The sequence below is a fragment of the Mesorhizobium sp. WSM4809 genome, assembly GCF_055811655.1.
Genome location: NZ_JBVVQW010000003.1, coordinates 479,363 through 498,550, shown reverse-complemented (window position 1 = coordinate 498,550; position 19,188 = coordinate 479,363). Strand labels below are relative to the sequence as shown.

18 protein-coding genes are annotated in these 19,188 nt (G+C 63.1%); 12 read left to right on the top strand and 6 right to left on the bottom strand.

Annotated elements, in window-relative coordinates; translation table 11 throughout:
* Positions 1 to 24 precede the first annotated feature (24 nt).
* Positions 25 to 963 (top strand): lysophospholipid acyltransferase family protein, encoded by a 939-nt coding sequence (locus AC0L24_RS10465; RefSeq protein ID WP_473563694.1) that lies wholly within the window; start codon positions 25 to 27, stop codon positions 961 to 963.
* Between the two features lie 24 nt (positions 964 to 987).
* On the opposite strand, the gene AC0L24_RS10460 is transcribed toward AC0L24_RS10465, so the two are convergent.
* Entirely contained in the window at positions 988 to 1,950 is a 963-nt protein-coding gene (locus tag AC0L24_RS10460; RefSeq protein WP_473563693.1) for a hypothetical protein, read from the bottom strand.
* A gap of 152 nt (positions 1,951 to 2,102) precedes the next feature.
* On the opposite strand from AC0L24_RS10460, the gene AC0L24_RS10455 reads away from it, so the two are divergent.
* The gene (locus AC0L24_RS10455; protein ID WP_473563692.1) at positions 2,103 to 2,687 is read left to right on the top strand and encodes a nitroreductase family protein; all 585 of its coding nucleotides are present in this window, start codon (positions 2,103 to 2,105) and stop codon (positions 2,685 to 2,687) included.
* Entirely contained in the window at positions 2,688 to 3,296 is a 609-nt protein-coding gene (locus tag AC0L24_RS10450) for a flavin reductase family protein (protein WP_024505354.1), read from the top strand.
* Here the strand turns inward: AC0L24_RS10450 and AC0L24_RS10445 are convergent.
* Positions 3,293 to 4,024, bottom strand: a complete 732-nt coding sequence (locus AC0L24_RS10445; protein ID WP_473563691.1) for a TetR/AcrR family transcriptional regulator — start codon at positions 4,022 to 4,024, stop codon at positions 3,293 to 3,295. The two genes, AC0L24_RS10450 and AC0L24_RS10445, sit on opposite strands and share 4 nt — an antisense overlap.
* A 107-nt stretch (positions 4,025 to 4,131) precedes the next feature.
* Here AC0L24_RS10445 and AC0L24_RS10440 point away from each other — a divergent pair, with 107 nt between their 5' ends.
* Positions 4,132 to 4,806, top strand: coding sequence for a methyltransferase family protein (locus AC0L24_RS10440; RefSeq protein WP_127272690.1), 675 nt, complete (start codon positions 4,132 to 4,134; stop codon positions 4,804 to 4,806).
* Positions 4,807 to 4,813: 7 nt separating this feature from the next.
* On the opposite strand, the gene AC0L24_RS10435 is transcribed toward AC0L24_RS10440, so the two are convergent.
* Positions 4,814 to 5,695 carry an HpcH/HpaI aldolase/citrate lyase family protein gene (locus AC0L24_RS10435; protein ID WP_127810564.1) on the bottom strand — a complete coding sequence of 294 codons (882 nt, stop codon included), beginning with the start codon at positions 5,693 to 5,695 and terminating at the stop codon, positions 4,814 to 4,816.
* Between the two features lie 3 nt (positions 5,696 to 5,698).
* On the bottom strand, positions 5,699 to 6,151 hold the full coding sequence (locus AC0L24_RS10430; RefSeq protein WP_023810497.1) for a MaoC family dehydratase: 453 nt from the start codon (positions 6,149 to 6,151) through the stop codon (positions 5,699 to 5,701).
* A gap of 150 nt (positions 6,152 to 6,301) precedes the next feature.
* On the opposite strand from AC0L24_RS10430, the gene AC0L24_RS10425 reads away from it, so the two are divergent.
* On the top strand, positions 6,302 to 7,426 hold the full coding sequence (locus AC0L24_RS10425; RefSeq protein WP_127395787.1) for a DUF2336 domain-containing protein: 1,125 nt from the start codon (positions 6,302 to 6,304) through the stop codon (positions 7,424 to 7,426).
* On the opposite strand, the gene AC0L24_RS10420 is transcribed toward AC0L24_RS10425, so the two are convergent.
* On the bottom strand, positions 7,423 to 9,489 hold the full coding sequence (locus AC0L24_RS10420; RefSeq protein ID WP_127395788.1) for an FUSC family protein: 2,067 nt from the start codon (positions 9,487 to 9,489) through the stop codon (positions 7,423 to 7,425). The genes AC0L24_RS10425 and AC0L24_RS10420 overlap by 4 nt on opposite strands.
* A gap of 44 nt (positions 9,490 to 9,533) precedes the next feature.
* Positions 9,534 to 11,591 (bottom strand): DNA topoisomerase IV subunit B, encoded by a 2,058-nt coding sequence (gene parE / locus AC0L24_RS10415; RefSeq protein ID WP_473563690.1) that lies wholly within the window; start codon positions 11,589 to 11,591, stop codon positions 9,534 to 9,536.
* A 236-nt stretch (positions 11,592 to 11,827) separates the two neighbouring features.
* Here parE and cpaB point away from each other — a divergent pair, with 236 nt between their 5' ends.
* From cpaB to AC0L24_RS10380, 7 genes are read left to right on the top strand one after another with little or no spacing between them, the layout of a single operon-like run.
* Entirely contained in the window at positions 11,828 to 12,754 is a 927-nt protein-coding gene (gene cpaB, locus AC0L24_RS10410) for a Flp pilus assembly protein CpaB (RefSeq protein WP_473563689.1), read from the top strand.
* Between the two features lie 57 nt (positions 12,755 to 12,811).
* Entirely contained in the window at positions 12,812 to 14,230 is a 1,419-nt protein-coding gene (locus tag AC0L24_RS10405; RefSeq protein WP_473563714.1) for a type II and III secretion system protein family protein, read from the top strand.
* 4 nt (positions 14,231 to 14,234) lie between these two features.
* A complete protein-coding gene (locus tag AC0L24_RS10400; protein ID WP_127269273.1) occupies positions 14,235 to 14,504 on the top strand; it encodes a hypothetical protein in 270 nt (89 codons plus the stop codon).
* A 49-nt stretch (positions 14,505 to 14,553) separates the two neighbouring features.
* A complete protein-coding gene (locus tag AC0L24_RS10395; RefSeq protein ID WP_013531961.1) occupies positions 14,554 to 15,768 on the top strand; it encodes a CpaE/TadZ family protein in 1,215 nt (404 codons plus the stop codon).
* Entirely contained in the window at positions 15,765 to 17,186 is a 1,422-nt protein-coding gene (locus tag AC0L24_RS10390) for a CpaF family protein (RefSeq protein WP_127810562.1), read from the top strand. Before AC0L24_RS10395 ends, AC0L24_RS10390 begins: the two co-directional genes overlap by 4 nt.
* A 4-nt stretch (positions 17,187 to 17,190) precedes the next feature.
* Positions 17,191 to 18,156 (top strand): type II secretion system F family protein, encoded by a 966-nt coding sequence (locus AC0L24_RS10385; RefSeq protein WP_127327445.1) that lies wholly within the window; start codon positions 17,191 to 17,193, stop codon positions 18,154 to 18,156.
* A gap of 1 nt (position 18,157) precedes the next feature.
* Complete coding sequence (locus tag AC0L24_RS10380; RefSeq protein ID WP_127397571.1) at positions 18,158 to 19,120, top strand: type II secretion system F family protein; 963 nt, start codon at positions 18,158 to 18,160, stop codon at positions 19,118 to 19,120.
* Positions 19,121 to 19,188: the final 68 nt, after the last annotated feature.

Sequence of the window (19,188 nt, the reverse complement as noted above, 5' to 3'; positions counted from 1 at the left end):
ACGCCGACCTTGTAACCAGCCCCTATGCTCAAGTTGAAATTGCGCGAACGACCCTTTCCCGAGCTTTCCTATGCCAATCCGCGCCAGCCGGCGCTGACACGCTGGTTCATTCATTCGGTCGAAGGCCTGTCGGGCCGCGACCGCTACACAGCACTTTATGATTTCTGGCGCAGCCAGGTCGTGCCGACCGGCGAACGCGTGTTCAGCCGCATGCTCGACCTGATCGACGTGCGGGTGCGGACATCGGATCAATGGCCGCCGGCGCAATTGCCGGATACGCCGCTGGTGATCGTCGCCAATCATCCGTTCGGCATTGGTGACGGCATTGCCGTGCTGTCGTTGGTCGAGCAGCTCGGACGCCCGTTCCGGGTGATGATCCACAAGGATCTGCTCAAGATCCGCGAAATGGAGTCTTACTCGCTGCCAATCGACTTTTCCGAGACCAAGGACGCGCTGAAGAACAACATGGCCGTGCGCCATGAGGCGGTGCGGCTGTTGAAGGAAGGCGTGACCATCGTTGTGTTTCCGGCCGGCGGTGTTGCCACCGCGCCGAAGGGCTTTGGCCGGGCACGCGATCTGCCGTGGAAGATATTTCCGGCCCGTCTCATCCAGGACGCCAGGGCGTCGGTCATCCCGATGCATTTTTCCGGGCAGAACGGCAGGCTGTTCCATCTGGTCAGCGGGCCGATGAACATGGCAGAGCGCGACGGCCGCTTGGCGAAATTCGTCGGCAGGGCCTCTCTGACATTGCGCACGTCGCTGCTCATTCACGAGTTCGCACGGCTGTCCGGCAAGGCGATCGAGGTGCGCGTCGGCGATGTGCTGAGCTGGAGCGAGTTGGAGCCGTTGCGCGACCGCAAGGCATTGCTCGACCGCCTCTATCGCGGCGTGTTCGACCTGGCGCCAGCTTTGCCACGCCGCCGGATCCCGTTCCTGCCGGCGCGGACCAAGATGGCAGCCTGAAAACAGGAAACCTGCCGCGGAAGGTTAGTCCGCGCCTTCTTCGGGGTCCATCGCCGCGGCCTCGGTGGCCAGAACCTCGATTTCCTGGTTCTGCCCGGCCACGACCGTAAAATCCTTCTGATAGATGCGGTCGCGGTTCTTGGCGATGATGGTGTAGTCGCCCTCGGCCAGCACCATCGAGGCGAAGGCGCCGACGGTTTCCTTGATCGGATCGCCCGATTCGTTGAGCAGCGACCAGGACGTGTCGGCGATTGCCTCGCCACCGGTCTCACGCACCAGCTTCATGGTGATCTCGGCGGCGTGGTGCTCGACGGTCGCTTCGGTCAGCTTGCCGGCCTCGACGCGGATGTCGGAGCGAATGACCGCATTGACCGCGCCATAGGTCGAGACGACGTGGTAGATGCCGGCGTTGAGCCGCACGACGCTGTTGGGCTCGACATCGGGAATGATCAGCGCGCGGTCGCCATTGGCCTCGGCAGTGCCCTCGTAGATCGAAAAGCGCAGTTTCTTCGGTGGAATGCGCACGCCGCCGGACAGCACGGCGTCGAGTTTGAGGCCGCCGGCGTCGAGCACGAGACTTTCGCGCTTGGCGTCCTTTCCGACAGTGATGCGCTTGGTGGCGCCGGCCCGGCCGTAGGAGGCGTGAACCAGATAGCTGCCGGGTTCGAGCTGGAAGACGGCGATGCCGCCATGGGAGGAGGCAACCATCGGCAATTTGCCGTTGACGGCTTCGGGCTTGAAAACCCGCCAGACGATGCCGCGCGTGATGTCGGAACCCTTGTCGGTCAGTTGGGCGGACAATGTGATGGCGCCGCCGCCGCTCAGCGCCAGTGACGTCTCGCCTTTCGGTGTCGCGTAGCTCGAAATTCCCGGAAGCTTCAGGTCGGTGACACCGTCGACGTTCTGCGCCACGGCAAGCGAAACCGGCGCCATGAATATCAGCGCGCCGAGCCAGACCAGGAAAAGACGGACAGTCCCCTCAAACATGCCTTGCGTTGAAGCCCATGGCGGTGGCAATTTCAAGGCTTAAGAGTTGAAACGACTCTTCCCTCCGGCGTATCCCGCGCCAATGCCCGAGCCGCCCGAATTCCCGATGGCGCGCTTCAGCTCAAAACAGAATGTCCAGGAGACTTGCGCCCATGGCGTCGCCGATCATCGACTTCCTGCTCACCCGAAACTCCGCACCGATCCCCGATCTGAAGGAGCCGGCGCCGAGCGATGCGGAGATCGCGACGATGATCACTGCTGCCTCGCGGGTGCCTGACCATGGCCGGTTGGAGCCCTGGCGCTTCATCCTCTACCGTGGCGACGCCCGCGTCGAGATCGGCAGGCAACTGGCAACGCTTGCAGAGCACCGGGAAGGTCCCTTGTCCGAAGGCCGCCGCAACCAGGAACTGGCGCGATTCTCGCGCGCGCCACTGGTGATCGGCGTCGTTTCGATCCCCAGGGACAATCCAAAAATCCCGCAATGGGAAATGTTCCTGTCGGGCGGCATGGCGGCGATGAACCTGATGATAGCAGCGAATGCGCTGGGCTATGGCACCAACATGATCAGCAACTGGTATTCGGATGTGCCGGAGGGCAGGGCGCTGCTGGGGCTGGCGCCGCAGGAGCGGGTCATCGGCTTCATCCATATCGGCTCCTATGCCGGCCCGGCACCGGAGCGGCCCCGGCCCGATCCGGCAAAGCTGTACAGTGACTATTCGGGGCCGTGGGCGGGCTGAATGTTCTACGAACCCTCAAAGGGCCACGGCCTGCCGCATGACCCTTCGAAGGCGATCGTGGCGCCGCGTCCGATCGGCTGGATTTCGACACTGAACAGGGCTGGTGAGATCAACCTCGCGCCATACTCCTTCTTCAATGCCGTTTCGACGCGGCCTTTCATCGTCTGGTTCTCCTCCGAAGGCGAGAAGGACAGCGCCTCCTTCGCGCAGGAGACAGGCGAGTTCGTCGCCAATCTCGTCAGCCGCGATCTGGCGGAGAAGATGAACCGCACATCGGTCAATGCTCCGCGCGGCGTCAACGAGTTCGTCTATGCCGATCTTGCCATGGCGCCGTCTCGGCTGGTGGCGCCGCCGCGCGTGGCGGCAGCGCCGGCCGCGCTCGAATGCCGGGTGACGGAAGTCTTTCGGCCAAAGGCGCTGGACGGATCGCCGACAAGCGCTGTGATTGTTGCCGGTGAAGTGGTCGGCGTGCACATCGACGACGCCTTCCTGACAGACGGCCTGTTCGACATCACCAAGGCCGGCAATGTCGCCCGTCTCGGCTATATGGATTATGCCAGCGTCGACGAGGTGTTTTCGATGCGCCGGCCGCGCTGGGACAAGGACTAGATATCAGGCTTGGCCAGCGCCTTGCCGGCACTCTTTCGCCGCCTGGCCGTCATGACGGTGCGCACATAGCCGGGCTCGCCGATCCGGATGCTTCCATCGGACAGGCCCAGTATGCGGTCGAGAGCGATCTCGTAGAGCCTGACGCGTTTCTCCAGGGCCTCGATCGCGATCTCCATGTCGGCGTCGGTGCCGCCGGCAATTGCCTTGGCAACGACGTCATGCGTGGCCATGCCGAACTGCATGACGATGTCGGCAACACCTTCCGGATCGAAGGTCCTGAAAGTGCCGTCTTCGATCCCTTGCCTGATGATCTTGACCAGCAGAGGTGAAAACGACGCGCTGGCGGCCAGATTGATACGGTGGAAAAGCACCAGATTCTCAGGCCGAAACATCGTCTCGAAAAGAGTCCAAGCTTCGGGCGCGGTCTCGATCTTTGCCCGCCGCGACTGGATGAGCAGGCCATTCATGCGGCCAAGCGGGTCTAGGTCCGGATCGTCGATTATGTCTTGCACCCCAGCCAGTGCCTGTCTTGCAAAGCGATCGGCCAATGCTTCCAGAAGAGCCTCCTTGGAGGGGAAGTAGTGATAGAAGGCGCCCTTCGAGACGCCGGCGGACGCAATCACGTCGTTGAGGCTCGCTTTGTCATAGCCCTGCGTCAGGAAAAGGGTCTGGGCATGGTCCAGAAGCTCTTCTCGCCTGAACTCTGGATGCTTGATGACACGGGGCATGATGAACCTTCTGCACAGTTCGCTTGAATTAAAGACCGCTGGTCGGTATGGTAGACCAATGGTCTGAAATTGCCAGTGCAGTGAGCGGATATCATGAAAGGTCGATCATGATCGCGAAATTGGTCCTCCAAACATTCGTCTGGTTTGGCGCCATGGGCGCCTTGCTCTTCCTGTCGGCCGGCACGCTGCGCTGGCCGGGGGCCTGGGTCTATCTGGTGGGGATGGTGGGGCTCAGTCTCACCTTGGGCGTGGCGCTGGCAAGGCGCGATCCCGGCCTGATGAATGAGCGGTTGAGTTCTCCTATCCAGAAGAATCAGGACACGGCCGACAAGGTCCTGCTGTCCATACTCCTGCTCGCCATCTTTGGTTCGCAGATATTCATGGGATTCGACGTCCGTTTCGGCTGGTCCGTGGTTCCCGTCTGGGTGCAGGTGGTCGGCGCGCTCGTCCTGCTGCTCGGAATCTGGATCTGCTATCTGACGATGCTGGAGAACAGTTTCGCGGCGCCCGTGGTGAAGATCCAGGATGAACGCGGACAACGTGTGATCTCCACGGGGCCTTACAGCTACGTCCGCCATCCGATGTACGCCGGCGCCATCCTTTTCTTCGCCGGCACTGCACTTCTGCTTGGTTCCTGGTGGGGGCTGGCGTCGGTACTCGTGATCGTCGTTCTCCTGGCCATCCGCACCTTCATTGAAGAGAAGACGCTTCGCACCGGCCTGCGCGGCTATGACGACTATGTGGCCCGGGTCCGTTACCGCCTGATCCCATTGGTTTGGTAGCAGGCGCTCATGCGGAAACACCTGCCGCCTTTGCCCGCGCCAGAAGCCGCTCGGCTAGCCGCAGATGCGGTCGATCGAACATCTTGCCGTCAATGCCGACTACGCCGGGATTTCCCGCCGCCGCGAACGCGGCGACGATTGCTGCCGATTGTCTCACGGCCTCGGCCGACGGCGTGAAGGCGGCGTTGATGACCGGCACCTGATCGGGATGGATCGCCATCTTGCCGGTGAAGCCATCGCGCTCGGCCTCGGTGCATTCCGCTTCGAAGGCCGCCATGTCGCGAAAATTCGGGAAGACGGTGTCGATCGCTTCGACCTCCGCCGCACCGGCGGCAAGTATGGTCATGGTGCGAGCGTGTCGGAACACGTCCGTGTAGCGGCCATGCTCGTCGCGGGCGCTGCGCGCGCCGATCGCCGCCGACAGGTCTTCAGCGCCCCAGGTGAGGCCGGCAAGCCGCGCACTGGTCCCGGTATAGGTCGCCGCCGCCAGCACGCCTGCCGGCGTTTCGGTGATGATCGGCAGGATCTTGATCGCGCCGTCGGCCAAGCCATTTTCGGCCTCGCGCACCCTGAGCTTTGCTGACAGATGCTGCACATCCTGGCCGCTGTTCGACTTGGGCAGCATGATGCCGTCGGGTCGTGCCGGCACCAACGCCGCCAGATCGTCATCCGTCAACCCGGTCGTGAGGTCATTGACCCTGACATAGATGGCTGAACTGGTTTGCGCCCTGCGTTCCAGGATGAAGCGCGCCGCCACCTCGCGCGCCAGCGCCTTGTTGTGCGGCGCCACGGAATCTTCGAGGTCGACGATGATCACGTCGGCGCCGGCACCAAAACTTTTTTCCAGTTTCCTCTGGGAATCGCCAGGGACGAACAGCAGCGAACGCATGCGTCAGATCGCCTTCTTCAGCATCATCGCTTGCCTGGTGCATTTGGCGACGAGATCGCCATGCTGGTTGTAGGCGCGATGCTCGAATTCGACGATGCCGCGATCGGGTTTCGACCTGGATTCGCGCACCGAGATGACTGTCGTCTCGACCCGGATGGTGTCGCCATGGAAGACCGGATGCGGAAACACGGTCTCCTTCATGCCGAGATTGGCGACCGTAGTGCCGACTGTGATGTCATTGACCGAAATGCCGATCATCAAGCCGAGCGTGAACAGCGAGTTGACCAGCGGCTTGCCCCATTCGCTCTTGGCGGCGAAATCGAAGTCGATATGCAGCGGCTGCGGGTTCAGCGTCATTACCGAAAACAGCATGTTGTCGCTTTCGGTAACGGTCTTGCGCAGCGTGTGCTGGAAGACATGGCCGACAACGAACTCTTCGAGATAAAGCCCGGCCATTTCTTTCTCCTCAGGTGCTTGACGGTGATAGGCGCTGCAAATCAGCCTCGCAAGCCAGTTAATGAACATGGTGAACGGTTCGTAAACCAATTCTGCCTACGGTCGTCAGTGGGGTCAGAAGCTTCTGACAAGGGGCGTAAGCAGGCGGGCATGGTTGTTGTTTCGCATTTCCTGAAATGGATCTACACGGCCAGGGTGTCGGAGCGTGCAGCGGCGGCGAGCGCTCTGGCCCGGGCCTATATCAATTCCGAATTGCCTTTCGAGGACCGTTGCGCCGCCGAGGCGGCGCTGACGCTATTGCTCGACGATGCCTCGTCGAAGGTGCGGCTGGCGATGGCCGAGGCGCTGTCGATGAGCCACCAAGCGCCAATGCAGATCATCAGCGTGCTGGCCTCCGACCAGCCGGAAGTCGCCGGCGTGGTGCTGGCGCGCTCGCCGCTGCTCACCGACGCCGACCTGATCAACCGCGTGGCCTCAAGTCCGAAGGCGACACAGAAATTGATCGCCGACCGGCCACTCGTCTCGATGGCGCTGTCGGCGGCCATCGCCGAGATCGGCGAGGCGGACGCCTGCGCGGTGCTGCTCGCCAACAGCGGCGCCGACATCGCCTCGCTCAGCTTCCGCCGCATGGCCGAACGGCATGGGCACCTGCCGCTGGTACGCGAGGCGCTGATATCGGATATCAGGCTGCCGGCCGACTGTCGGCATATGCTGCTCGTCAAGCTCGGCGAAATGTTGAAAACGTCGCCACTGGTGATGGCGATGATGGGCGCGGCGCGAGCCGACCGCGTCATGCGCGACGCCTGCGTCAAGGCTTCGGTGACGCTGATAGAAGGCACGCGCCAGGAAGAACATGCGGCCCTGATCGAGCATCTCAGGCTGCGCGGCGACCTTACCGCGAGCTTTCTGATCCGCACCATCGCGCATGGCAAGGTCGATTTCTTCGGCTCGGCGCTGGTCGCGCTCAGCCAGCAGTCCGAACAAAGGGTAAGGGCGCTGCTTGCCGGCGGGCACGATGTCGCCTTGCAGGCGCTGTTCCGCAGCGCAGGACTTGCCGCAGTCACCCATGCCATCATCCTGCGTGCGCTGAAGATCTGGCGCGAGGTTGCCAACGGCAAGCGCGTCGCCGGTGTGCAAGAGGTCAGCTGGCTGATGCTCAAGGAGGAGGGCGGGCAGTCCGCGGAAGGCGATCTTGCCACGCTGGTCAAGTCGATCCATCTCGACGCGCTGCGCGAGAACGCACGCGGCCACGCACTGGCGATAGCGGCGGCTTAGCCTTTATCCCTCGCGAAAAAGTCCGGGAAATCCTCCATCGCCGCGGCGATGATGCGCAGCGATGCTGCGATTTGTAGCAATTCGCCGGTGCCGTTTCGCTCGGCGATGTTCGCTGCGTACTGCCGGGCGACGGCGACGGTCGAGGTCTGTGGATCGCCGGGCGCGCGGAAAAGCAGTTCGCGCGCCAGTCCCCTCAGGAAGTTGGCGATCGAAAGCGCGGTCTCGGATGGAATGGCATGGCTTTGGCTTGCATCGCGCAGCCGAAGGACCTCCAGGCCGACGGTGACGGCGGCGACTCCGCCGCCCAGAACCGCATCGCCCTTCTGACCGGCATTCTGCACCAGCGGCATCAGCTGGTTGATGCGGTCGTAGGCGAGGCTCTCGAAGGCCGACCGCCTCGGCACCCGCTCATGCAGGCAAAGCCGCGCCAGATCCTCGCGCATGGCGCGCACGATGCGGTTGGCCGCGAGCCACGGATCGGCTGGCAGCACGACGATGAAGACACCGATCGCCAGCAGGATGCCGACCAGGATCGACGCCGACCCGGCGAAGAAGGGTACGGGATCGTAGGTCATCGCCTGGTGCGGGCTCAGGAAGGCGAGGAAGTTGATGGCGAAGGCCGTCGCCACGCCGACATAGCGTGGATTGGCCATGGCCAGCGCCGTCGGTACAAGGATGGGCACGACAAACAGCATGAACCAGCCGAAGCCCGGCAAAGCGGGCAGCGCGATCTGGCCGACGAGAAAGGCAAAGGGCAAAGCGAGCAGCGTTCCCTTGAAGAAACCCCAGGCGACCTGCACAGGGTCGGGGCGAGCAGCAAACAGGCTCGATACGACAGCAACGAGGATGACCGTACCGGCCGCTTCCGACCATTTCGTCGTCAACCAGAAGGCCGCGACCAGCAGCGTGGCAAGGGCAGCGCGCACGGCGTTGCGCGACGCGCCGGCGTAATCGCGATGCACCACCAGCGCAGGCTGCCTGCTGCCCCTGGCCGACCGCGTGGCAGGCGCGCGCAAGGCGTCGAGGCCGCGCAGCACCTGCTTGAGCGCATCGGCGAAATCGGCGGCGATGGTCAGGCGGGTGATAGTGCCGACCCTGTCGTCGCCCTGTTCGGTCGAGGCATCGGGCATTTGCCGGGCGTTTCCGGCAATCGCATCGAGCCGAGCCATCCACAGCGCCGTATCGTTCAGCGCGCCGGGCTTGGTCGCCAGCTCGCTGACCAGCGACTGCAGTTCCGAGCGTACCGGAATGAGCGCCGCATTCTTCGGAGCGGCGTGCGAATGCAGCGCGCGTGCCGCCGACAGGGCCGAGAGCAGCTGTCCGATGGTGCGCCGGACCGGATGAGCGCGCGGCGCGAAGCTTGGCGCCTCGAGCCTGGCATAGGCGCGCATCTCGCCGAGCGTCTGGGCATCAGTGATCAGCTTCCGGTGCAGCGCGGACAGCGTTGCCGGGTCGCCGCCGGAGAACGCACCGTCGGCATAGGTGGCAAGATCGAGGATGCAGCGTTTCAGGCGCGAGACGATGGCGTCGCTGGCCAGTTTTGGCAGGATCAGGCGGCTGGTCAGGCCGGCGCAGACAATGCCAAGCACGATCTCGGCACATCGCGCGATCGCGAGGTCGACGACGAGATGCGGCTGTCCGAAGGCGGGCAGGCCGATGATCATTGCGGTGTAGCCGGCGAGCGCGGCGCCATAGGCTTCCGGATTGCGCAGCAGCGACGAGACGAAGGTGCAGATGCCGATCCAGACGGCAAGCACCGTCACCAGCACCCAGGGGTTGGTGCCGAATACGGTGGTGATACCGATCGCCGCGACGCCGCCGACCAGCGTGCCGAGCAGCCGGTAGAAGCCCTTCGCCAGCACCATGCCGGCAACCGGCTGGGCGACGATGAACACCGTCATCATGGCCCATTGCGGGTGGTCGAGTTTTAGGGCGTAGGCGGCCAGCAGTGCGATCAGGCCGGCTGAAACGGTGCGAAGAGCGAAAATCCAGTCCGAGCGCGTCGGTTGCGTCAGGTCGGTCAAACTGGTTTCGAAATAGCCTTTCAGCCGTGCCGCAATCACACGCTGGTCTCCATATCAGAAGCGCAAGCTAAACCGGCTGATGGCTAGATATCCAGCACTTCCGCCGCGGCGAATTCGGCGCGTTCCTGGATGAAGCGGAAACGGGCTTCCGGCTTGGTGCCCATCAGTTCATCGACCCTGTCCTTGGTGGCTGAATCGATTTCGTTCACATCGACCCTGAGCAGCGTGCGCTTCCTCGGGTCCATGGTGGTTTCCTTGAGCTGGGCGGCCATCATCTCCCCCAGGCCCTTGAAGCGGCCGAGTTCCACCTTGCCGCGCCCGGTGAATTCGGTGCGCAGGAGCTCGTCCTTGTGCGCGTCGTCGCGGGCATAGGCGACCTTGCCGCCTTGCCTGATCGAGTAAAGCGGCGGCACGGCGAGGTAAAGGTGGCCGCCGCGCACCAGCGCCGGCATCTCCTGGTAGAAGAAGGTGATCAGCAGCGAGGCGATGTGGGCGCCGTCGACGTCTGCGTCGGTCATGATGATGACGCGGTCGTAGCGCAGATCTTCATCGCGGTACTTCGAACGCGTACCGCAGCCGAGCGCCTGGATCAGGTCCGAAATCTGCTGGTTGGCCGCCAGCTTGTCGTTGCCGGCGCTGGCGACGTTGAGGATTTTTCCACGCAGCGGCAGGACGGCCTGGCTGGCGCGGTCGCGCGCCTGCTTGGCAGAGCCGCCGGCGGAGTCACCTTCGACGATGAACAGTTCGGCACCGGCCGCGGCATTCTGCGTGCAGTCGGCGAGCTTGCCCGGCAGCCGCAGTTTGCGCACCGCGCTCTTGCGCGACACTTCCTTTTCCTGGCGCCGGCGCACCCGCTCGTCGGCGCGCGCGATCACCCATTCGAGCAGCTTCGAGGCTTCCTGCGGATTGTCGGCCAGCCAATGGTCGAACGGATCGCGGATCGCGGTCTCGACAATTCGAATTGCCTCGATCGTCGCCAGCCTGTCCTTGGTCTGGCCGACGAATTCCGGCTCGCGGATGAACACCGACAGCATGCCCGCCGCCGAGATCATCACGTCTTCGGAGGTGACGATCGAGGCGCGCTTGTTGCCGACGAGATCGGCATAGGCGCGCAGGCCCCGCGTCAGCACGTTACGGAAGCCGGCCTCGTGGGTGCCGCCTTCGCCGGTCGGAATGGTGTTGCAGTAGGAATTGATGAAGCCGTCGCCGCCGAACCAGGTCACCGCCCATTCGAGCGAGCCATGGCCGCCTTGTTTCTCGCTCTTGCCAGCGAAAATCTCGCGCGTCACCTGGAAGTCGTCGCCCAGCGACGCCTTGAGATAGTCCTTCAGGCCTCCGGGAAAGTGGAATTCAGCCTTGGCCGGTGTCTGGTCCTTTTCCTTGATCAGCGACGGATCGCAGGTCCAGCGGATTTCGACGCCGCCGAACAGATAGGCTTTCGAGCGCGTCATGCGGTAGAGCCGCGCCGGTTCGAACGCCGCGCCCTTGCCGAAAATCTGCTCGTCGGGGTGGAAGCGGATCTTTGTGCCGCGCCGGTTGTGGACCTCGCCCAACTGTTCCAGGCCGGTCACGGGAACGCCGCGCGAGAATTTTTGCCGATAGAGTTGCCGTCCCCGCGCGACCTCAACCTCGAGATGGTCCGACAGCGCGTTGACCACGGACACACCGACGCCATGCAGGCCGCCTGATGTCTCATAAACCTTGGAGTCGAACTTGCCGCCCGAATGCAGCGTCGTCATGATCACTTCAAGCGCCGGCTTCTTGAACTTCGGGTGCGGATCGATCGGGATGCCGCGACCATTGTCGGTCACGGCGAGATAGCCGTCGGCCGAGAGCTCGACATCGATGAAGGTGGCATGGCCGGCCACCGCTTCGTCCATCGAATTGTCGATGATCTCGGCGAACAGATGGTGCATCGCCTTGTCGTCGGTGCCGCCGATATACATGCCTGGCCGGCGGCGCACCGGCTCCAGCCCTTCCAGCACCTCGATGTCGGCGGCGCTATAGCCCTCGCTGCCGTCCTTGGTCGAGGCAGGACGCTTGGTGGCTTGCACCACCAGTGGATCGGCCGGGCGCGCAGGGGTACGCACCGGCTGCGGCTGCTTGTCCATATTGCCGAAGAGATCGTTGTTGTCGTCCATGCCTGCCATAGGTTCCGGTGCTGCGAATCACCTCACGATACTGCCACGCTTTTCAGCGCCAAGCGACCGAGGTTCCTGTTCCGTTCGGGGATCTGCCCCTCTTACCCCAAAACCATTCGATAACCAAGCCGGCGGAATAGATCCGATACCAACGCCCGGGATTCCTGATTCTTTAACAATGCCGCCTAGGGTCAAGCCCAACAAAACAAGAAACTGCTGATATCAGGGGTTTAGGCGTGAGGGGCAAGGCCATATCGATGATCGGCATCGCCGCCGTTTTCGGGGCGATCTCGATCTTTGCCGCGGATTTCTGGGTCAAAAGCCAGGCCAAGGCCGATTCCGAAGAGAAGACGTCGTCGATTCCGGCACCTGTCGTGCCGAAGGTCGAATTCAAGACCATCGTGGTGGCGAATGCCCCATTACGCTACGGCATGGAGCTCGACCGCGCGCAGCTCAGCGAAATCCCGTGGTCGCAAGAGTCCGTGCCGCAGGGCGCCTTCACCACCATCAATGCGTTGCTTGCCGATGGCAGCCGCGTGGTGCTGTCGCCGATCGAGGTCAACGAACCGGTGCTGCTGACCAAGCTGTCCGGTCCGAACGGCCGCGCGACACTCTCCAACATGATGACGCCTGGAATGCGGGCGGTCACCATCCGCACCGATGAGATCGCCGGTGTCGGCGGCTTCGTCACGCCCGGTGACCGCGTGGACGTGGTGCTGACGCGCGATGCCGGCGAAATTCAGGAAGTGGCCAAGAATGCGCAAGGGGCCGCCGGTTCGACCATCACCTCCGAGATCGTCGTCGCCGATGCCAAGGTGCTGAGCGTCGGGCAGGGCGCCGACGAGCGCCAGACGACGCCGCAGATTTCCAATTCGGTGACTATAGAGGTGACGACAGACGGCGCGCAGAAAGTGGCGTTGGCCCGCACCGTCGGCACCTTGTCCCTGTCGCTTCGGTCCGCCAGCGAAGGCGGTGACGGCAAGAACGGCGTCACCACCATCTCCTCCTTCGGCGGATCGGTCGCCTCGGATGTGCAGGCCGCGGCCGGCTCGGTGTTCGACGCCGTCACCAAGGAGCCGGAGAAACCGAAGTTCAAGACGGTCATCGTAACGCGCGGCACGAAGGCCGAGGAATACCAGGTTCCTTCGCGGGACCAGAAATAAGCCAGTGGGGACTGGGTGAGGGACGGGACAATGTTCGGGCTGTTCACATATCGGGTCATGGGGCGGTTGCGCATTTTGCGTGCGGTGGCTGTCGCGTCTTCGCTGGCTGCTGCCGCGATGCTGGCTTTCGGCGCCTCGGCGAGAGCTGACAACGACATCGTCTATGTGTCGTCGACCAAGAATGCGTCGATCAAGGTTGCCAAGGGCAAGCCGAAGACGATCATGACCAGTGCCGCCTTCTACCAGATCGTCATCGGCGACCCGGAGATCGCCAACGTCAATCCGCTGACCGACAAATCCTTCTACGTGCTCGGCAACAATCTCGGCACTACCGGCATTGCGCTGTTCGATGAGAAGAAGCAGCTTGTCGGCACCGTCGACATCGAGGTGACGCTCGACACAGACCAGCTGGCCAGCACCATTCGGGCCAGCGTGCCGGATGCCAGGATCAAGGTCGGATCGGCCAATGGCCGGGTCGTGCTGTCGGGCGAGGCAGATGACGCGGTCGCCGCCGAAAAGGCAAACAAGATCGCGACGCGCTTTTCCGGCGCCGAGGAGGTCATCAACTCGGTCAACATCTCATCGTCGCAGCAGGTCCAGCTCAATGTCCGCTTTGTCGAGATCAACCGCCAGGCGGGTCAGGATCTGGGCGCCAAATACGCCGCCAATTTTGCCTACGGCCTCGGTGGCCGCGACGTCTCGATCGATCCGGGCACAGTGCCGGCCGCCGGCACCGGCGAGATCATCGGCAGGCTTTTGTCGAACGGCGTGTCGATCGATATCGCTATCAAGGCGCTCGAGGAACGCGGTCTCGCCCGTCGGTTGGCCGAGCCGAACCTGATCGCCCGGTCCGGCCAGACGGCGAGCTTTCTCGCCGGCGGCGAATTCCCGATCCCGGTCTCCGAAGACGACGGCAAGATCTCGGTCAGCTACAAGAAATACGGCGTCAGCCTGGATTTCACGCCGACCGTCCTCAAGGATGGGCTGGTCAGTCTGGACATCGCGCCGGAAGTCTCCTCGATCGACGCATCGGCCTCCTACAATATCGGCACCATCTCGGTTCCCGGCTTCATCGTGCGCCGTGCCAGGACGTCGGTCGACCTGAAGAACGGCCAGAGCTTCATGATCGCTGGACTGCTGCAGTCGCAAAACGACATCACCACGTCGCGCATTCCCGGCCTCGGCAAGATGCCGGTGCTTGGGGCGCTGTTTTCCTCGAAATCCTATCAGCGGCGCGAGACCGACCTCGTCATCATCGTGACGCCCTATCTGGTCAAGCCGGTCGATCCGTCGAAGAAGCTCATCGAGCCGACAGATGGCACGCAGCCGGCCAGCAACGCCGACTATTTTCTCAACAACACCGAGGAAGTGAAGGATTCCGATGCCGGTCGCACCGTGGCGCTGGCAGACGGCCGCGTCACTCAACCTGCAGCGGCCGCTTCGGCTGGGCATTTCCTCGACCTGCCGAAGGATTGAAGCCATGCGTCTGGTCTTTGGATCGAGCGTCGCCTTGCTGCTGACGGGCTTTGCCGCCGGCTGCACCAGCGACGACTATGTGCGCAGCGAAGGGCCGACGGCCGGCGCCGGAAATGCGCAGGCCGCCAACACCGTCATGCAGATGGTCGATCCCTGGAAATACGGGGTCCAGAACACCAGGCTCCTGGTGCCGGCCCAACGAGGCAGTGCCGCGGCTGTCACACCCGATCAGGCGGCCGGTGCCAAGGCGTCGCAGTCCAGCACGACCAATTGATCCCACGGGCAACTGATCCAACGGTCGATCGACCTGACAGGCTGACAGAATGGCAAACGGCATCAAGACCAGGAAGATCCTGCTCGTATCGACCGACAGGACATTTGCGCAGGACACGCGCACCGCATTTTCCGCCTCCGAGATCATACAGCTCTCGACGGTGGAGAAGAACGTCACCGAGTTGCGCGGCGAGATCCAGGAAGCCGACTTCGGCGCCATCATCGTCGACATGGATGCGGCAAGGCTGGAGGAGGTCGAGTCGCTGCAGCGCATTATGCGCCGGCTGGAGGACAAGGTTCCGGTCGTCGTCGTCACCCAGGAGTTCAACGCCGCCGCGGTGCGCATTCTGGTGCAGCTCAAGGTCGCGGATTTCCTGGTCAAGCCGATCACCACGGCCGATCTGGTGCGCTCCGTCGTGCGGGCGCTGCAGGGACCCGGGCGCGAGGAAAACACCGAATCGCAGATCTACACCTTCATGCCTGCCGCGGGCGGCGTCGGCACCACCACGCTGGCGCTGCAGACCGCTTTCCAGCTGCATCACTCGGTGACGCGCGGCGCGTCGACCTGCGTCGTCGATCTCAATTTCCAGCAGGGCGCCTGTGCCGAATATCTCGACCTCGAACCGCGTTTCGACATCACCGAGATCGAGAACCAGCCCGAGCGTCTCGACCGGCAACTGCTCGACGTGATGCTGTCCAAGCATGCCAGCGGGCTGTGCGTGCTGGCGGCACCGGCGCATCCAGCAGAGATGCGCTCGTTCAAGACCGATGTCGTGGTGCGCATGCTGGACCTCGTTTCGGCCTATTTCGACAATGTCGTCATCGACATGCCACGCACCTGGTTTCCATGGACGGAAACCGTGCTGCTCGGTTCCAACAAGCTCTACATCGTCGCGGAAATGACGGTGCCGTGCCTGCGCCACACCCAGCGGCTGATCCAGGCGGTCTACGAGACTGCCGGCAAGGAAGTGAAGCCGAACGTCATCGTCAACCGTTTCGAACAGAAGATGTTCGACAACGGCATCAAGCAGGCGGACGTCCAGGAAATTCTCGGCGAGCATTTCGTCGGCGGTATCGCCAACAACTATCGGCTGGTGCGCGAGGCGGTCGATCGCGGCGTGCCGTTGCACGAGATCGATCCAAACGCCAATGTCGTCAACGATCTGAAGAAGATCATCCTGCCGGAGGAGGCGGTCCCAACCCGGGCGAAATCGCGCTCGCTGTTTGGCATGGGCCGTGGATTGCTGAAGAGGAAAGCCGGATGACCAGCCGCTTCTCCGCCCTGCAGAACCGCGATGCGCTTCCGCAGCGCGTGCCTGAGACGACGCCGGTCGCCCATCATGCCGTCGTCATTCCGACCAGCCGAAAGGCTTTGCCGGCAAAGCCGGACACAGCGCCGGCAAAGAATGCCAACAAGGTGCTCGATGCGCGCGTGCGTATCCACCGGCTGCTGCTCGAAGAGATCAATCTTGTCGCGCTGGAGCGTTTGCCGAAGGATGAGATGCGCCGGCAAGTGCATGATTTCGTGTCGGAAAAGACCAAGCAGGAGCGGATGGCGATCAACACCGTCGAGCTTGACGCGCTGGTCGACGACATCGTCGACGAGATGGTCGGCCTCGGTCCGCTCGAGCCGCTGCTCAAGGACCCGGACATCAACGATATCCTGATCAACGGCCACATGAACTGCTTTGTCGAAAAGAAGGGCAAGCTGCAGCCGGTCCACATTCCGTTCAAGGACGAGGCGCATCTCCTGCGCATCGTCAACAAGATCGTCGCCGCGGTTGGTCGCCGCGTCGACGAATCGCAGCCGATGGTCGATGCCCGCATGCTGGACGGCTCGCGCTTCAACGCGGCCATCCGCCCGGTTGCGGTCGATGGGCCGCTGGTGTCGATCCGAAAATTCTCCAAGAACAAGCTCGGCCTGCACAAACTGGTCGAATTCGGCGCCATCACCCAGAACATGGCCGAAGTGCTGGCGGCGGCCGTGCATGCCCGCAAGACGACGATCATTTCGGGCGGTACCGGCACCGGCAAAACGACCATGCTCAATGCGCTGTCGGCCTTCATTCCCGAGGACGAGCGGCTGATCACCATCGAGGACGCGGCCGAGCTCCAACTGCAGCAGCCGCATGTCGCGCGTATGGAAACACGTCCGGCTAACATCGAAGGCCATGGCGAGCTGAAGCAGCGCGACCTGGTCAAGAACGCACTGCGCATGCGCCCCGACCGCGTCATCCTCGGCGAGTGCCGGGGCGAGGAGGCTTTCGACATGCTGCAGGCAATGAACACCGGCCACGAAGGGTCGATGGCGACCATCCATGCCAACACGCCGCGCGACGCCATTTCGCGGCTCGAGCAGATGCTCGGCATGACCGGCATGCCGATGACGGTGCAGTCGATCCGCAGCCAAATCGCCAGCGCGCTCGACCTGATCGTTCAGCTGACGCGCCTGTCCGACGGCAAGCGCAAGGTGACCAGTGTCGCCGAGGTGACCGGCATGGAAGGAGATGTCATCCAGATGCAGGAGATCTTCCGCTTCGTGCGTACCGGCATGGAGGCCGACGGCAGGATTCTGGGCCACTACGAGGCGACCGGCATCCGGCCGCGCTTCCTTGAGGATCTGCGTGCCATGGGCATCGAGTTTCCCGGACGATATTTCGAACCCGGCCGGCCGCAGGAGTAGCCAAGTGTTCGATGGAATGAGCGCTATCTATGTCGTTTATGCCGCGGCCGCGCTGACCGGCATCCTGATCGCCGAGGCCTGCTACCTGCTTTATGCCGGCCGCAGCGACAAGCGCACCGCCATCAACCGGCGCATGAAGCTGCAGGAAAACAAGATCAGCCAGGAGCAGGTGCTTGTCCAACTGCGCAAGGAACGCGGCCTCGACGCAGGCACGCCGCTGTTTTCGCTGGATCGGTTCCGCGCTTTGCGAACCCAGTCGGGCATGATCATGCCGCTGTCGAAATTCCTGATGATCAGCTGCGGCGTGGCGATGGCGATGACCCTGGTCGCCATCTGGTACGGCTTGCCGCCGCTGATGGGGCTTGTGCTGTTTGTGGTGCTTGTGCCGGTGCTGCCGGTGATCACGCTGCGCTTCAAGCGCAAGCGCCGGGTAAAGCGGTTCGGCATGCAATTGCCGGAGGCGCTGGAACTGATCACGCGTGGCCTGAAGGCCGGCCACCCGGTGCCGGTGGCGATCGCCATGGTGGCGCGCGAGATGCCCGACCCGATCGGCACCGAGTTCGGCGTCATCGCCGACGAGGTGACCTATGGCTCCGATCTGGTTTCGGCGTTGAACTCGCTGTTCGACCGGGTCGGCCAGGAGGATCTGCCGCTGTTCGTCACCGCCGTCTCGATCCAGACCAGTTCGGGCGGCAATCTGCGCGAGATCCTCGACGGCCTGGCGACGACGATCCGCGAGCGCGGCAAGCTGCGCCGCAAGGTGCGCGCCATTGCGACAGAAGGTCGGATGTCGGCCTACATCCTGACAGCGGTGCCGGCGTTGCTGTTCACCGCCATTATGGCGCTGATGCCGGGCTTCTACCGCGACGTCTGGGGCGAGGCGAAAACCTGGTACCTGCTCGGCGGCTCGATCACCTGGCTGATGCTGGGCAATCTGATCATGTTCAAGATGTCGAATTTCAAGTTCTGACATGCAGGGCTTCATCGAATTCCTCGCCTCGCTTGCGCCGACCTCATTGATGCCGGTGGCCATCCTGCTGCTGGCGGCGGGTGCTGCCGCTGTTGCCTGGCCTGTTGTCATGGCGAAGGGCGACCGCAACGAGGTCATGCGCCGGCTCAGGGTCGACAACGGCCCCGTGGCCGCCAAACCAGAGCCGGTGCAGAAGAAGAATACCGGCGTCGTGCGCGAGAAGGCGGTGAAGCGGGCGCAGGAATTCTACGCCAGGAGCGATCCGGAAAATGTCGCCCGGCTGCGCATGAAGCTCATCCAGGCGGGCTACATGGAGCCGCGCGCTGTCGGCACGTTCTTCCTGATCCGGTTCAGCGCGATGATCGGCACGGCAATCGGTGTGTTTGTGCTCAACCGGTGGATGGCCAGCCCGGACGCGACGATGGCCAGTCGCTGGACATTCGTCATCCTGTCGGGAGCGGCCGGCTATTTCCTGCCCGGCCTAATGTTGAGCCAGAAAGTGCGGGAACGCAGGCGTGAGTACCGCAACGGCTTTCCCGATTTCATGGACCTGATGATTGTCTGCTCGGATGCCGGCATGAGCATGGAGGCGGGCATAGAGCGCGTCTCCAAGGAACTCGCCAAGACCTATCCCGCGCTCAGCCAGAACCTGCAGCTGGTGTCGTTGGAGCTGAGGGCAGGGCGCAGCCTCGACGATGCGCTGAAGGCGCTCGCCGACCGCCTCAGCCTGGACGAAGTGCGTTCCTTCGCCACGCTGCTGCAGCAGTCCAAGGAACTCGGCACCAGCCTGTCGGGGGCGTTGCGCGTTTTTTCCGACGACATGCGCCATAAGCGTATGTCGTTGGCCGAGGAAAAGGCGCACGCTCTGCCGGCCAAGATGTCGGTGCCGGTGGTGGTATGCATCCTGCCGGTGGTGCTGATGATCGCGGCCATTCCAGTCATCGTCAAAATGACGGCGCAATAGCATGATGCCGAAAGGTGTGAGGCTTCGATTCGAGCTGAAATCGTCCGGGTCTAGCGAGCGCCCCACAA

Bases quoted from the DNA above. Each gene is read 5' to 3' on its own strand.
- AC0L24_RS10465 (WP_473563694.1), top strand. From the start codon at position 25: ATGCTCAAGTTGAAATTGCGCGAACGACCCTTTCCCGAGCTTTCCTAT.
- AC0L24_RS10460 (WP_473563693.1), bottom strand. From the start codon at position 1,950: ATGTTTGAGGGGACTGTCCGTCTTTTCCTGGTCTGGCTCGGCGCGCTG.
- AC0L24_RS10455 (WP_473563692.1), top strand. From the start codon at position 2,103: ATGGCGTCGCCGATCATCGACTTCCTGCTCACCCGAAACTCCGCACCG.
- AC0L24_RS10450 (WP_024505354.1), top strand. From the start codon at position 2,688: ATGTTCTACGAACCCTCAAAGGGCCACGGCCTGCCGCATGACCCTTCG.
- AC0L24_RS10445 (WP_473563691.1), bottom strand. From the start codon at position 4,024: ATGCCCCGTGTCATCAAGCATCCAGAGTTCAGGCGAGAAGAGCTTCTG.
- AC0L24_RS10440 (WP_127272690.1), top strand. From the start codon at position 4,132: ATGATCGCGAAATTGGTCCTCCAAACATTCGTCTGGTTTGGCGCCATG.
- AC0L24_RS10435 (WP_127810564.1), bottom strand. From the start codon at position 5,695: ATGCGTTCGCTGCTGTTCGTCCCTGGCGATTCCCAGAGGAAACTGGAA.
- AC0L24_RS10430 (WP_023810497.1), bottom strand. From the start codon at position 6,151: ATGGCCGGGCTTTATCTCGAAGAGTTCGTTGTCGGCCATGTCTTCCAG.
- AC0L24_RS10425 (WP_127395787.1), top strand. From the start codon at position 6,302: ATGGTTGTTGTTTCGCATTTCCTGAAATGGATCTACACGGCCAGGGTG.
- parE (WP_473563690.1), bottom strand. From the start codon at position 11,591: ATGGACGACAACAACGATCTCTTCGGCAATATGGACAAGCAGCCGCAG.
- AC0L24_RS10405 (WP_473563714.1), top strand. From the start codon at position 12,812: ATGGGGCGGTTGCGCATTTTGCGTGCGGTGGCTGTCGCGTCTTCGCTG.
- AC0L24_RS10400 (WP_127269273.1), top strand. From the start codon at position 14,235: ATGCGTCTGGTCTTTGGATCGAGCGTCGCCTTGCTGCTGACGGGCTTT.
- AC0L24_RS10395 (WP_013531961.1), top strand. From the start codon at position 14,554: ATGGCAAACGGCATCAAGACCAGGAAGATCCTGCTCGTATCGACCGAC.
- AC0L24_RS10390 (WP_127810562.1), top strand. From the start codon at position 15,765: ATGACCAGCCGCTTCTCCGCCCTGCAGAACCGCGATGCGCTTCCGCAG.
- AC0L24_RS10380 (WP_127397571.1), top strand. From the start codon at position 18,158: ATGCAGGGCTTCATCGAATTCCTCGCCTCGCTTGCGCCGACCTCATTG.